Consider the following 12,854-nt stretch of genomic DNA (forward strand, 5'->3'; position numbering starts at 1 on the left):
AGACCCCTTGAAGACGACGAGGTTGATAGGTTCGAGGTGGAAGCACAGCAATGTGTGGAGCTGACGAATACTAATCGGTCGAGGGCTTATCCTATCTGCTTTCCGGTACTAATCGGGAGCAACCAGCTAAAGTAAGTAAGCAACTTTCGTATCCAGTTTTCAGGGCGCAAGCCTTGAACATCAATTGCATGGTTCAGTCTTTTTTGATGCTAGTCGAGAAGCCGAATCTGCGAAAAACTGTTATTCCCTGATAGCTCAGTTGGTAGAGCACACGGCTGTTAACCGTGTTGTCACAGGTTCGAGTCCTGTTCGGGGAGCCATTTCCTGGAGAAGTACCCAAGTGGCTCAAGGGGACCCTCTGCTAAGGGGTTAGACTGCGTAAGTGGTGCGAGGGTTCGAATCCCTCCTTCTCCGTAGTAACTTTTTATCTACATATGGCCCGTTGGTCAAGGGGTTAAGACACCTCCCTTTCACGGAGGTAACAGGGGTTCGAATCCCCTACGGGTCACCAACTTATTATCGCGGGGTGGAGCAGTTCGGTAGCTCGTCGGGCTCATAACCCGAAGGTCGCAGGTTCAAATCCTGCCTCCGCAACCAAAAATATGAAATAAAAGATAGCATGACCTATGCCGGTGTAGCTCAATTGGTAGAGCAACTGACTTGTAATCAGTAGGTTGGGGGTTCAAGTCCTCTCGCCGGCACCACTTGCTGCGGAAGTGGCTCAGCGGTAGAGCATCGCCTTGCCAAGGCGAGGGTCGCGGGTTCGATTCCCGTCTTCCGCTCCAGATTTCGGGATGTAGCTCAGCTTGGTAGAGCACCTGGTTTGGGACCAGGGGGTCGCATGTTCAAATCGTGTCATCCCGACCATTAAAAGAAGATAAAACGACTACATATAGAAGCTGTTTACCTGAAGCTAGTTTACTCGGGTAAACGTTTTTTTGTTTTTATGAGGCTCGAATGAAAAACCCTAATCTAGATGCCCAGACTTGAACAGTCTTCCGGCTGCGAGAAATAAATGGTTCGTAGATTCGTTATTAGGGAAGAGATATTGAAAGAATAATTCCGTACATCATGGGCAAAGTACTCTTGACTGGCTGTATACGACAGGATGAGAGGGGGTCCATGACATGAGAAGAAGGATTGGGTTGCTGCTGTTTGTAGCAGTAATCATGGTTGTCGGCTATGGCGGCGTCATTACGTCGGCAGCTCCCGGCGCCTACCACTTCGGCTTCAAGAGGAGCATCGGAGGCAAGCTGCCCTCTATCGATGAAGAGGGCTTCAAGCCGATCATCACGAAGCATGGCGCGATGTTCCTTGGCGATACGAGCAAGAAGGAGCTCTTCTTGACATTCGATAACGGCTATGAGAACGGGCTGACGGGGGAGATTCTGGATGTGCTGAAGGACAGGGGGGTGTCTGCGACCTTCTTTGTCACAGGCCATTACGTAAAAGATCAGCCGGAGCTGCTGAAACGAATGGCCGCGGAGGGACATATTATCGGCAATCACTCCTGGAGCCATCCCGATATGACGACGTTGTCTGCAGAGGCGATCAAGGCAGAGCTGCATAAGGTGAAGGAGCAGGTAACAGCTATTACAGGGCAAGATGTGATGAATTACTTGCGGCCGCCCAGAGGGATCTTCAATGAGCATGTACTGGCATCGAGCAGGCACGCAGGCTACACTAGCGTTTTTTGGTCGATCGCTTACAAGGACTGGGATGTGAATGCGCAACGGGGGGCTCGCTATGCCTATGAGCAAGTGGTCAGGCAGCTTCATCCCGGGGCGATTATTCTGTTGCATTCTGTATCCAGAGACAATGCCGAAGCATTGGGCAGTATCATCGATGAGGCACGGCGTCAAGGTTATGAATTTAAGAGTTTGGATGAACTGGCGCTGGAATAGACAGACATCGCATCAATATGCTCATACCGCAGAGCATCTGAGCATGACAATTGAGAAGTTAGAGCTTCCAGGAAGGGAGCATGAACACGAGCCGCTTGCAAGCCCTTCATTCAGGAGGCGGGCTTGCAAGCGGCTTTTGATGTAATGTATGTTTGTCAGGAGAGCTTGCTTTCATTCGGTCTAGTGGCGAAAAACGTTTTCAACGCTGTGTATACCTCGCTCCGGTCCTTAATGATGGAATACATAAACTTCTTGTGGTTAATATGCTTGTAAGCAGCCATAAGCGTGCTGCTTCGATTGTATTGGTTCACTTCGCCATAGCCGAACATATTGCAACGATCCATCAATTGGTTAATCAACTTCACGCACCGCTCATTGTCGGACGTTAGATTATCGCCGTCGGAGAAGTGGAACGGGTAAATGTTCCAATATTCCGTCGGATAGCGGTTCGCAATAATATCGAGCGCCTTCTGGTAAGCGGACGAGCAGATCGTGCCGCCGCTCTCGCCGCGGGTGAAGAACTCCTCCTCCGTCACTTCCTTGGCTTCTGTATGGTGGGCGATGAATACGATATCGACATGCTCGTATTTGCGGCGCAGGAAGCGGGTCATCCAGAAGAAGAAGCTGCGTGCGCAATACTTCTCGAACGAGCCCATGCTGCCCGAAGTATCCATAAGAGCAAGAATAACCGCATTGGATTGCGGCTTCACAATTTCTGTCCATGTCTTGTACCTGAGGTCGTCGGGCGATATGCCGCCGATGCCAGACTTGCCTGCATTGGCGTTGCGGCGCAAGTTCTCCAGCAGCGTCCGCTTCTTGTCGATGTTGGACATGATTCCCTTCTTGCGAATGTCGGTGAATACGACCTCTCTCGTCTGCAGCTGCTCCTTCTGCTTCTGCTCCAGATTAGGCAGCTCCATTTCCTCGAACAGCATATCCTCGAGTTGATCGATGCTAATCTCGTTGTCCAGAATGTCGTCGCCCGGCTGATCGCCTGCTTCTTTCCCTTTGCCCGGCCCTTTCGCCGCTTGAGGGTCTACCCCCAGCACATCCCCTACCTGAGAATCACCGTCTCCTTGTCCTACATGCTGCTTTTTGTTGTAGTTGTACACGAAGTGGGATTCATCCAGACTTTTGATCGGTACCCTTACCGTCTTGCGACCGTCCGACAATATAATGCTCTCATCCGAGACAAGATCGGGAAGATTCTGCTTGATTGCTTCTCTTACCTTCTCCTGATGTCTGGCCTGGTCGGTGTAGCCTTTGCGATGCAGCGACCAATTTTCTCGGGAAACGATAAATAACGGATGCGAACTCATTCATTACACCTCATTCCCGTTAGTTTGTGTAGCGTAGCGACAACTATACGGACCGTTGTTAATCAATATATTCAAGCGGGGAGAGGTTATGTGAACGAAATTCGTCCATATCTATCTTTCTAGCTGCTTCCTACACTTTACCATAATTCTAATTGGCGATAAAAAACAATTGAACGCGGTCGCTCATCCGCGAGCTAAGCATGAAGTTCATCACATGGGAATAGGCTTGCAGCGCGACAGATGGTAGAATAGAGAGATAGTGTTTTGGAAGAGGGGACGTGACGCAAGTGAAGCTATTCCATACCGCGGATTGGCATCTGGGCAAGCTAGTCCAAGGCGTATACATGACGGAAGATCAGCGATATGTACTGGAGCAGTTCATCGCCGCCGTAGAGAGCGAGCGGCCGGATGCGGTCATTATAGCGGGAGATCTGTACGATCGGGGAGTGCCGCCTACCGAAGCGGTGGAGCTGCTTAACGAGGTGCTGGAGAAGCTCGTGATGAAGCTGGATACGCCTGTCATCGCCATTGCGGGCAACCATGACAGTCCGGACAGAATCAGCTTCGGAACTGGCTTGATGGAGGACAGGGGATTGTATCTGGCCGGGCAGCTCCGGCCCGGCCGCAAGCCGGTCGTGCTGCGCGACGAACATGGAGAAGTGCACTTTCATCTGATGCCATATGCCGATCCCTCCATCGTGCGGCACGCTCTGGGGGACGAGAGCGTACGCAGCCACAACGATGCGGCGAGAGCGTGGGTAAGCCGGATTCATGAACAGATGGACGAATCGGCGCGCCATGTGCTGATCGGCCATCTGTTCGCCACGCCATCCGGCGAGCAGGAGCCCAATACGAGCGAATCCGAGCGTCCGCTGGCGATCGGCGGCGCCGAGCATGTGAGCGCGGCTCACTTCGAGCGCTTCCACTATACAGCCCTCGGCCATCTGCACCAAGCCCATTATGTGCGGCATGAGCGCATTCGCTATGCGGGGTCGCCGCTGAAATACTCCATCTCCGAGGAGCGGCATGACAAGGGCTTCTACATTGTCCAGCTTGACGCTTCAGGCGAAGTCGGCCTGGAGAAGCGTTCCTTGCAGCCGCGCCGCGACATGCGCAGAGTGGAAGCACGAGTAGAGGATCTGGAGAAGCATTCGGTGAACGAGGATTATGTATATGTCACGCTGCTGAACGAGCATCCCGTGCTGTTCCCGATGGAGAAGGTCAGATCCGTCTATCCCAATGCGATGCATGTGGAGAGAAGAATGCCGGTCAGAACAAGCGGCGAGGAGGAGCGGGCCGGCAGCGACGCGAATGCGGCGCCTGGCAGACGCGAGCGCAATCCCGTGGAGCTGTTCGCAGCGTTCTATGAGGAAGTGAACGGCACAACGCTGTCGGAAGAGAAGCGCACGCTATTCGCCAGAGCCTATGACGATCAGCTGCGGGAGGAGGGTGAAAGAAGATGAGACCGCTAAAACTTACGATGACGGCGTTCGGGCCGTACAGGGACAGCGAGACGATCGACTTCACCCGGCTGGAGCACCGCCGTCTATTCGTCATATCCGGCAACACGGGCGCAGGCAAAACCTCGATATTCGATGCGATCTGCTTCGCGCTCTACGGCGCGGCAAGCGGAGAAGACCGAGCCGATGTGAGGATGCTGCGGAGCCACTTCGCGAATGAAGAGACGCATACGTCCGTGGAACTGGACTTCATGATCAGGGATAAGCGTTACCGCGTGTTGCGGCAGATGAAGCATCGCAAGAGCGGCAATCGAAGCGAGACTGGCGAGAGAACGGAGCTGTATGAGCTGCACGGCGATAAGGCTGTGCCCGCAGTGGACCGGTTCCTGGCGACTGAAGTGAATGCCCGTATACAGGCCATCATCGGTCTGACGAAGGAGCAATTCAGCCAGATCGTCATGCTGCCGCAAGGGGAATTCCGCAAGCTGCTCACTTCCGACACGGACAACAAGGAGGACATTTTACGCCGCATATTCCGGACGGAGCTGTACGAGAGGCTGGAGAGGCGCTTTCACGGTGAAGTGCGAAGTCTGCAGGAAAAATTGAAGGGAGAGCGAGCGGGAGTCGATGCGCTGATGCGCCAGGTGGAGGAAGCTCTTCCGGCGCGCGAGGACAGCAGTCTGCATGCGACGTTCCGGCAGGACGCCTACAATGTGGCCCAGGTAACGGAAGGGCTGCGCCTGGAGGCGGAGCATTACGGAACGGAAGCGGCAGATGCAAGCAGGCGGAAGGCGGAGCTCAGCGAGCAATTGGACGAGCGGCAGCAACGGCTTCAATCAGCGCTGGAACTGAATCGGCGCCATGACGAGCTGGCAGCCAAGCTGGACGAGCAGCGAACGCTGATCGAGCGGAAGCCGCTCGTGGAGCAGCAGGAGCAGGAGCTGGAGCAAGCTCGGAGAGCCGCCGGTCTGGCGCCGTACGAGGAACAAGCCCGCCGGGCGGATGAGAATGCTCGACAGAAGCAAGCGGAGCATGCGCGAAGTCTGACGCAATGGCGGGAGGCGGAGCATGCGCTGGAAGCGGCGTCTGCCCGTCATCGGCAGGAAGCGGAGCGTGAAGGGAGCCGGCAGGAGGCGAGACTTGCAGCTCACCGGCTGTCGGAGCTGCTTCCGGTCGTCGATACGCTGGCGGATCAGCGGCGGGAGCTGGAGCGGCTGCTACGCGAGGAAAAGCAGACGGCGGGCGAGCTTGCCGCGGCAGAGGCGGCTTACCGGGCGGGCAAGGAGAAGCATGCGGCGCTACAAGGGAGCATTCGCGTATTGGAGACAAGCGCTGCCAAGCTTCCGGCAGCGGTCCAACAGCTCCGGCAAGTAGAGCAGCAAGGGAAGGAAGTGAAGCGTCAGATACAGCTTGGCGAGGAGCTTGTCCGATACGGCGAGCTAGAGAGCAAGGGCGAGCGACAGCTGGAGGAGCTTCGCTCGCAATATGCGGAGCTGGAGCGGCGCTGGATTGAAGGACAAGCCGGCTTGCTGGCGTCCCATCTGCATGATGGCAAGCCTTGCCCCGTATGCGGCAGCGAATCGCATCCTGGGAAAGCGGAGCTGCAGAGAGATATGCCGTCAAAGGATGTCTTGCAGGAAGCGAAGGAATATCTGTCTACCGTAGAGCGCGAGCTGCTCAGTGTGAAAGCTCAGGCTGCTGCCGCCCTCCAGCAGCAGCAGGAAGGCTTGTCGGAGCTTGCGGCGAACGGAATGGAGCCTGCGTCTGTCGAGCATGCTGCGGAGCTGATCGCAAGGCTGCAGGAGGAGCAAGCCGAGCTGCGCTCCGAGTGGCGCACTTGGAAGGCAGAGTCCGATGCCATGCAAAGCGATGCTTCCAGACTGGAAGAGCAGCGCGCGAGCTTGCTGCAACTGGAAGCGGAGCTTGTCCGACTGGAGAACGCGAGGGAGACGCTGCAGGGGAACGGGCAGCAGCTAATGCTGCAACGCGCCAGCGCGGAATTCGCCCTGGCGAAGGAGCTGGATCGGATTCCGGAGGAGCTGCGGTCGCCGGAGGAGCTGCGTATCCAGCTTCGCAAGCGGCAAGCGGAGGTGTCCGCCATGGAGCAGGCTTGGAAGGAAGCGCAGGAAGGCTTGCAGCTGGCATCCACCCGCGGCGCCGAGCTGAAGGCTTATTCCGAGCAGTCCGGCCGATCGCAGGAGGCTGCGGTGAAGGAAGCGGAGGAATACAAGGAGCTTCTGGCCGCCAAGCTGATGCAAGCTGGCTTCACCTCTCCGGATGAGTACCGATCGGCGGTGAAGTCCGAAGAAGTGATGGCAGAGCTGCAGTCGGGGATTGAGAGTTATCGATCCGCGTTACGTGCGCTGGAGAGCACGCTCGCCACGCTACAGCAAGAGCTGCAAAACAAGCCGAGAATCGATCCTGAACCGCTAAAGGAGGAGATTGCGACGTATAAGCGGGAGCACGAGGCGGCAATCGCCAGTGAAGGGGCTGCGCTACGCTACGCACAGGATGCCATCCGGCTGGAGAGCGGACTCAGATCCAGAGCGGTCATGGCCGCCGAGCTGGAGGGCAAGCTGGAGAGTATGCTCGACATCTACGCGATGCTGAAGGGCGACAACTTGCTGAAGATGTCATTTGAACGCTATATTCTCATTGAATATCTGGAGCAAATATTGGCAATGGCTAACGAGCGGCTGAAGGGGCTCTCTGGCGGGCAGTATCAATTGGTGCGCAGCGACAGACTGGAGGCGAGAGGCAAGCAGAGCGGACTGGGGCTGGATGTATATGACGCTTATACGGGACAGAACAGAGATGTGAAGACGCTGTCCGGCGGTGAGAAGTTCAATGCGTCGCTCTGCCTGGCGCTCGGTATGTCGGATGTCATTCAATCTCATCAAGGCGGGGTCTCCATCGAGATGATGTTCATCGACGAAGGCTTCGGCTCCCTGGACGAGGAGTCGCTGCACAAGGCGATCGCCGCGCTTGTCGACCTACAGCGAGCCGGACGTATGATCGGCGTCATCTCTCACGTAGGAGACTTGAAGGAAGCCTTCCCGGCTTGCCTGGAGGTGACCAAGTCGAGAGAAGGCTTCAGCCGAACCTCGATTGTACTGCGGCAATAGCAACAGGCAGGTACAAAAAAACTCCGGCGCTTCCATTAAGGAAGTACCGGAGCCGGCGTCTCTAGAAGGAAGCTGCCTCAGACGGCGCCCGCCGCACCTGCCACCATGCTGATGATAACAAGCACCACTACGCCGACGGCTATGAGAGCGTTCAATACAATACCAAGCACGCTGAACACTTTCTTGCGGTTCTTCATCACCGCGCCTACAATTCCCAGAATAAGGCCGATGACCGACAAGCCGATCGATACGATGAACAGCAGGCCGGCAGCCATAATACTCACTATAGCGGAGTCCCCATCTAATATTTGGGCTTCCAGTGATTCCGGGTCCAACGTGCCCATATTGATAAATTCGGCAGTGAAGGAGACGGTCAGTACAAGCGTGATAATGGCAGCCAATATGGCGAGCAGCGCGATGATGAAGGAGGCGATCCCCAGTCCTGAATGCTTCAGCGTCTCGGGGGCGCCGTGCATGCCGGGCGGGGGCGGCACCGGCTCGAAGGTGGAGAAGCCGCCGTCCGGCGTTTTGTTTTCGTATTGGTTTTGGTCATTGTTCATATGATCTCGCTCCTTTATGGACTACGCTCAATTATACACAACATGCGAAAGGGTTGAAAACAGATGTTTCCAAACTATTTTATCATTGGTGCGGTCAATGCCGCAATTGCTATTGCGCTGGGCGCCTTCGGCGCTCACGGACTCGAAGAAAAGCTCACTCAGCATTACCTGGATGTGTTCGAGACAGGAGTTCGTTATCATATGTACGGCGCGCTAGGACTGATGCTGATCGCGTTACTGGACAAGACGATTGGGGGCAGCAAGCATGTTCGGATAGGGGGAAGACTGCTGCTGGCGGGCATCGCCATCTTTAGCGGAAGTCTGTACATCCTGTCGGTGACCGGAATATCCAAGCTGGGGATGGTTACGCCAATTGGCGGTGTGGCGATGCTTGCTGGCTGGGCGTTCGTTATTATGGGCGTGGTAAAATCGAAGTAATTCGACACTATTCGACATTATCCTGCAGGAAAACAAGCTGCATTAGCAAATATTTCTATGACAAAAGTTTAATATCGTTTATAATGGTACTAGCTGTCACTTGACTCGATATTAGAGGAAGGAAGTTTGCGTGTGGCGAAAGATAAGGATAATTCTCCCGGATCGGAAATGGAAGGGAATCGCTGGCTGGCACTGAACGATCCCTGGTTCATTAGCGCAATGATGACCGTCATGGCGATACTCTGGGTAGTCGTTTCGTTTCTGCTCGTTGCCAACACCTTGTACCGCTGGATTTCTTTGGCGATTGCCGCTTCCTTGCTGGCATGCGCTATCGTCATTTATTTTAAACGCATTTCCTTTGCAAGCTTCCACAAATATCATACGCCGATCGTCGAGACAATTCTTCGCTCGGAGGCGGTGCCTATTGCTGTGCTGGACCGGGAAGGCAACATTGTCGAACTGAATGAAGCATCCGTCCGTATGCTAGGCCATCATCGCATGGACATGGTAGGATCGCCTATCACGCGCGTGATTGATCCTGCAAGTCGATTCGTATTCCAGCAATGCATGGAGCAAGCCCTTGAGGGAGATACGATTCAGAACAACATTCATATGATGCACCGGACGGGCTTCCCGCTGGAGCTTCAGGTGGTATGCGCGCCGATGGTGCAGGACGATGAAGTAATCGGCGCGTTGATAATATGCCACGATCTAAGCGACAGGAAACGCAATGTGGAACGGATTCGCTATATGGCCTATTACGACGATATGACGGGGCTGCCTAACCGCACGCTGTTCCAGACCAGACTGACGGAGAGTCTGACTCGTGCCAAGGAAGACGAGAAGCTGCTTGGCATCTGCTATCTGGATCTGGATCGCTTCAAGCTGGTTAACGCATCGTTCGGACGGGAATTCGGCGATATGCTGCTCATGCAGGTGGCGGATAGGTTGAACCGTGGATCGTCCGAACAAGATTTCGTAGCGCGCATGGAGGGTGACGAATTCGCGATCATCTTGTATGATGTGGAGTCGGAAGATCAATTGCTGAAGAGAGCCAGAGACGTTCTGAAGGCGATAGAGGAGCCTTACGAGCTGAAGGGCTTCCCGCTGCACATTACAGCCAGTATGGGAGCCGTGACGAATCTTGACGATCAAGACGATGGTTATTCCCTGTTCAAGAAGGCGGATATGGCACTGGTCAAAGTGAAAGAAACGGGAAAAAACGATTGTTTGCTATATTCGGATTCATGGAGCAACTCGTCCTTCGAACGTCTCACCTTGCAGCATGAGATGTACCGCGCCATACAGCGGCAGGAGTTCATCTTGCACTATCAGCCGCAATACGATATGGCTTCGGGCCGCATCATTGGCATTGAGGCGTTGGTTAGATGGAACCATCCCGTACGGGGAGAACTGTCACCTGGGACGTTCATTCCTCTTGCGGAGGAGAGCGGAATGATTGTACAGATCGGCGATTGGGTGCTGCTAGAGGCTTGTCGTCAGAACAAGGCCTGGCAGGATGCGGGACTGCCGAAGGTTCCGATCTCGGTGAATTTGTCCATTCGACAGTTCCTGCAACATGATTTGGCCAGCAATATTCAGGACGTCCTGAACTCGACGGGGCTGGAACCGAAATATTTGGATCTTGAAATTACGGAATCGATGACGATCGATGTGAACTTGATCGCCAAGTGCTTGCTTGCCATTACTGATCTCGGCGTCGGTATTAGCGTTGATGACTTCGGCACCGGATACAGCTCCTTCCATTACTTGAAGAACTTCCCGATTGATCGGCTCAAGATTGACCGTTCCTTTGTCCGGGATATTCAGCAGGATCCCAACGACGCGGAGATTGTGGCGGCCATTATTGCAATGGCGCACAACCTGAATATTCAAGTCATTGCCGAAGGCGTAGAGACGCTGGAGCAGGTAGAGTTTTTGAGGGCGCATCAATGCGACGAGATGCAGGGCTATTACCGGAGCCCACCCGTATCCAGCGACAATTTGGAGCTTATGCTACGAGCGGGTTAACAGGTGCAGAGGCAGGGCGCAGTGGAACCAGAGGGTTCCGCTGCGCCCTGTTTGCATTTTTCCCTAGTATTTCATTTTGTGTGGAAATGTGACTGTTGATCGGTGATATACCGACTGTCTTCCCTTGGCGCTCCCAACCTATAATAAATGTGTAAGCATGCTGATCAAGTCAGAAGAAGGAGGGAACAAGGGATTGAAGTTATGGCGCAAACTTTGGAGACAGCGAGTGTTGTTTTTGTTTATGCTGCCAGGTGCGGCTGCAGTTCTGGTTTTTGCTTATGCGCCAATGATCGGGCTAGTCATTGCCTTTCAGGATTATCGAGTAACGGACGGTTTTCTAAGCGGCGATTTTGCAGGATTGGAGCATTTCCGCACCTTTTTGTCGGACCCGGAGTTTTTTAATGCGCTGCGCAATACACTTGTGATGGGCGGATTGATGATTTTATTCGGCTTTCCGGCTCCGATCGTGCTGGCGCTCATGATTGACGCCGTCAGGACAACAAAGGCGAAGCGGCTCATTCAGTCCATCACGTATTTGCCGCATTTTATTACATGGGTGTTCATATCCAGCCTGGTCTACCGCTTGCTGGAATCCGAGAGTGGGATTGTCAATTTGCTGCTCATGGAGCTCGGCTTGCCCGCAGTAAATTTCATGCAAAATCCAGATTATTTCTGGGGCATTCTCGTCGTCACATCCATCTGGCAAAGCGTGGGATGGAATACGATTATCTATCTGGCTGCAATTACGAGTATCGATCCCGAGCTTCACAGCGCAGCCATGGTTGACGGAGCAAGCAGATTCCAGCGGATGATATCCATTACGCTACCTTGCATCATGCCGACCATCGCCATATTGTTCGTCTTGTCGTTGGGTTCGCTGTTTACCGTTAATTTTGAAGCCGTTTTCAATTTGATGAACGGGTTTTTACAGTCTAAGGCGGATGTTATCGATACGTACATTTATCGCACCGGTGTACAGATGGCCAATTTTTCCTACGCTACGGCTATTGGATTCGCAAGATCGATTATAACGGCAACATTGGTCGTTATTGGTTACATTATATCGAACAAAATAAACGAGACGCGCTTGCTGGGTTAGGAGGAAACTATGGAGACTTACTCGCGGGGAGAGAGAGCGTTTTCTTTCGTCAATTATTTGCTGCTCGTCATATTGTGCGTCGTCATGATGTATCCGTTTTTCTACGTCTTTCTTTATTCGATAAGCGACAGCGTTGCGGCATCAGGAAGAACGCTAACCTTCTTCCCGGTAAAGCCGACACTCTACAATTATAAAGTCGTGCTGACGAACAGCGGCATTATGAATGCGTTTTATATTTCCGTAGCCCGTACGGTCGTCGGCACTCTGGCGCATGTCATCGTAACGACCATGGTCGCCTATGCGCTGTCCAAGCCTTATCTGGTCGCAAGAAAGACGCTGTTTGTCTTTTTCATGATCCCTATGTTTTTTAGCGGAGGACTTCTCCCCTTCTATGTAGTCGTTGTTAAGCTGGGGCTTTCCAACAGCTTCTGGGTGTACATTCTGCCCGCATTGTTCACCACCTTCAATATGCTCCTGGCGAAAGTGTTCTTCGATCAAATTCCCAAGTCACTGGAAGAATCGGCCAGCATTGACGGGGCGGGACCTGGAAGAATATTCTTCCAGATTATATTGCCCTCCAGCTTGCCGATATTGGCTACCTTGTCGATCTTCGCAGGGGTTGCCCAATGGAATTCCTGGTTCGATGCTCTCCTGTTCGTGACGAAGCAGGATCTGCTGCCGGTTCAGACGCTGCTGTACAAGATTATATTGGAATCGCAAGCGTCAACGGTGGAGCAGATTATGAGAATGTCACAGACGGATCATCAGACAACGATCTCATCCGAATCGATCAAGATGACAACATTGATGGTGTCTACGCTGCCTATTCTATTCATCTATCCGTTCATGCAGCGTTATTTCGTGAAGGGCATGATGCTGGGAGCAGTGAAAGGCTAGTCATATATGGAATAAATCAAC

The 12,854-nt window shown here is 53.6% G+C and carries 9 protein-coding genes, 7 tRNA genes and 1 rRNA gene; 15 read left to right on the forward strand and 2 right to left on the reverse strand.

Annotated elements, in window-relative coordinates; all coding sequences use genetic code 11:
* The 9 genes from ACFQ2I_RS02555 to pdaA form a co-directional block, all read left to right on the forward strand.
* Positions 1–94, forward strand: a 23S ribosomal RNA gene (locus ACFQ2I_RS02555); the annotation flags it as partial.
* A 150-nt stretch (positions 95–244) separates the two neighbouring features.
* Positions 245–320, forward strand: a tRNA-Asn gene (locus ACFQ2I_RS02560).
* Positions 321–326: 6 nt separating this feature from the next.
* Positions 327–414 (forward strand) — tRNA-Ser (locus ACFQ2I_RS02565).
* A gap of 22 nt (positions 415–436) precedes the next feature.
* Positions 437–511: transfer RNA gene (locus tag ACFQ2I_RS02570), tRNA-Glu, on the forward strand.
* Positions 512–520: 9 nt separating this feature from the next.
* Positions 521–597: transfer RNA gene (locus tag ACFQ2I_RS02575), tRNA-Met, on the forward strand.
* Positions 598–628: 31 nt separating this feature from the next.
* A tRNA-Thr gene (locus tag ACFQ2I_RS02580) sits at positions 629–704 on the forward strand.
* A gap of 6 nt (positions 705–710) precedes the next feature.
* Positions 711–785 (forward strand) — tRNA-Gly (locus tag ACFQ2I_RS02585).
* Positions 786–790: 5 nt separating this feature from the next.
* Positions 791–867, forward strand: a tRNA-Pro gene (locus tag ACFQ2I_RS02590).
* Positions 868–1,127: 260 nt separating this feature from the next.
* A complete protein-coding gene (gene pdaA, locus ACFQ2I_RS02595) occupies positions 1,128–1,904 on the forward strand; it encodes a delta-lactam-biosynthetic de-N-acetylase (RefSeq protein WP_377561966.1) in 777 nt (258 codons plus the stop codon).
* Between the two features lie 155 nt (positions 1,905–2,059).
* On the opposite strand, the gene yhbH is transcribed toward pdaA, so the two are convergent.
* Entirely contained in the window at positions 2,060–3,223 is a 1,164-nt protein-coding gene (gene yhbH, locus ACFQ2I_RS02600; RefSeq protein ID WP_377561968.1) for a sporulation protein YhbH, read from the reverse strand.
* Positions 3,224–3,510: 287 nt separating this feature from the next.
* Between yhbH and ACFQ2I_RS02605 the strand changes: the two genes are divergently transcribed.
* Both ACFQ2I_RS02605 and ACFQ2I_RS02610 read left to right on the forward strand, forming a co-directional pair.
* Positions 3,511–4,686, forward strand: coding sequence for an exonuclease SbcCD subunit D (locus ACFQ2I_RS02605; protein WP_377562947.1), 1,176 nt, complete (start codon positions 3,511–3,513; stop codon positions 4,684–4,686).
* Entirely contained in the window at positions 4,683–7,808 is a 3,126-nt protein-coding gene (locus ACFQ2I_RS02610; protein ID WP_377561970.1) for an AAA family ATPase, read from the forward strand. Before ACFQ2I_RS02605 ends, ACFQ2I_RS02610 begins: the two co-directional genes overlap by 4 nt.
* A 77-nt stretch (positions 7,809–7,885) precedes the next feature.
* Here ACFQ2I_RS02610 and ACFQ2I_RS02615 read toward each other — a convergent pair whose 3' ends face one another.
* Positions 7,886–8,368 (reverse strand): hypothetical protein, encoded by a 483-nt coding sequence (locus tag ACFQ2I_RS02615; protein WP_377561972.1) that lies wholly within the window; start codon positions 8,366–8,368, stop codon positions 7,886–7,888.
* A 63-nt stretch (positions 8,369–8,431) separates the two neighbouring features.
* On the opposite strand from ACFQ2I_RS02615, the gene ACFQ2I_RS02620 reads away from it, so the two are divergent.
* The 4 genes from ACFQ2I_RS02620 to ACFQ2I_RS02635 all read left to right on the forward strand — a co-directional run bounded on the left by ACFQ2I_RS02620 (position 8,432) and on the right by ACFQ2I_RS02635 (position 12,833).
* Positions 8,432–8,806: a DUF423 domain-containing protein gene (locus tag ACFQ2I_RS02620; RefSeq protein WP_377561974.1), complete on the forward strand. Its 375-nt coding sequence runs from the start codon at positions 8,432–8,434 to the stop codon at positions 8,804–8,806.
* 132 nt (positions 8,807–8,938) lie between these two features.
* A complete protein-coding gene (locus ACFQ2I_RS02625) occupies positions 8,939–10,837 on the forward strand; it encodes a putative bifunctional diguanylate cyclase/phosphodiesterase (RefSeq protein ID WP_377561976.1) in 1,899 nt (632 codons plus the stop codon).
* Between the two features lie 193 nt (positions 10,838–11,030).
* Entirely contained in the window at positions 11,031–11,936 is a 906-nt protein-coding gene (locus tag ACFQ2I_RS02630; RefSeq protein ID WP_377561978.1) for an ABC transporter permease, read from the forward strand.
* A gap of 9 nt (positions 11,937–11,945) precedes the next feature.
* Entirely contained in the window at positions 11,946–12,833 is an 888-nt protein-coding gene (locus ACFQ2I_RS02635; RefSeq protein ID WP_377561980.1) for a carbohydrate ABC transporter permease, read from the forward strand.
* Positions 12,834–12,854: the final 21 nt, after the last annotated feature.

The sequence above is a fragment of the Paenibacillus chungangensis genome, assembly GCF_042675905.1.
Lineage (GTDB): Bacteria > Bacillota > Bacilli > Paenibacillales > Paenibacillaceae > Pristimantibacillus > Pristimantibacillus chungangensis.

Excerpts from the sequence above, each read along its gene's own strand:
- pdaA (WP_377561966.1), top strand. The coding sequence starts at position 1,128 with ATGAGAAGAAGGATTGGGTTGCTGCTGTTTGTAGCAGTAATCATGGTT.
- yhbH (WP_377561968.1), bottom strand. The coding sequence starts at position 3,223 with ATGAGTTCGCATCCGTTATTTATCGTTTCCCGAGAAAATTGGTCGCTG.
- ACFQ2I_RS02610 (WP_377561970.1), top strand. The coding sequence starts at position 4,683 with ATGAGACCGCTAAAACTTACGATGACGGCGTTCGGGCCGTACAGGGAC.
- ACFQ2I_RS02615 (WP_377561972.1), bottom strand. The coding sequence starts at position 8,368 with ATGAACAATGACCAAAACCAATACGAAAACAAAACGCCGGACGGCGGC.
- ACFQ2I_RS02620 (WP_377561974.1), top strand. The coding sequence starts at position 8,432 with ATGTTTCCAAACTATTTTATCATTGGTGCGGTCAATGCCGCAATTGCT.
- ACFQ2I_RS02635 (WP_377561980.1), top strand. The coding sequence starts at position 11,946 with ATGGAGACTTACTCGCGGGGAGAGAGAGCGTTTTCTTTCGTCAATTAT.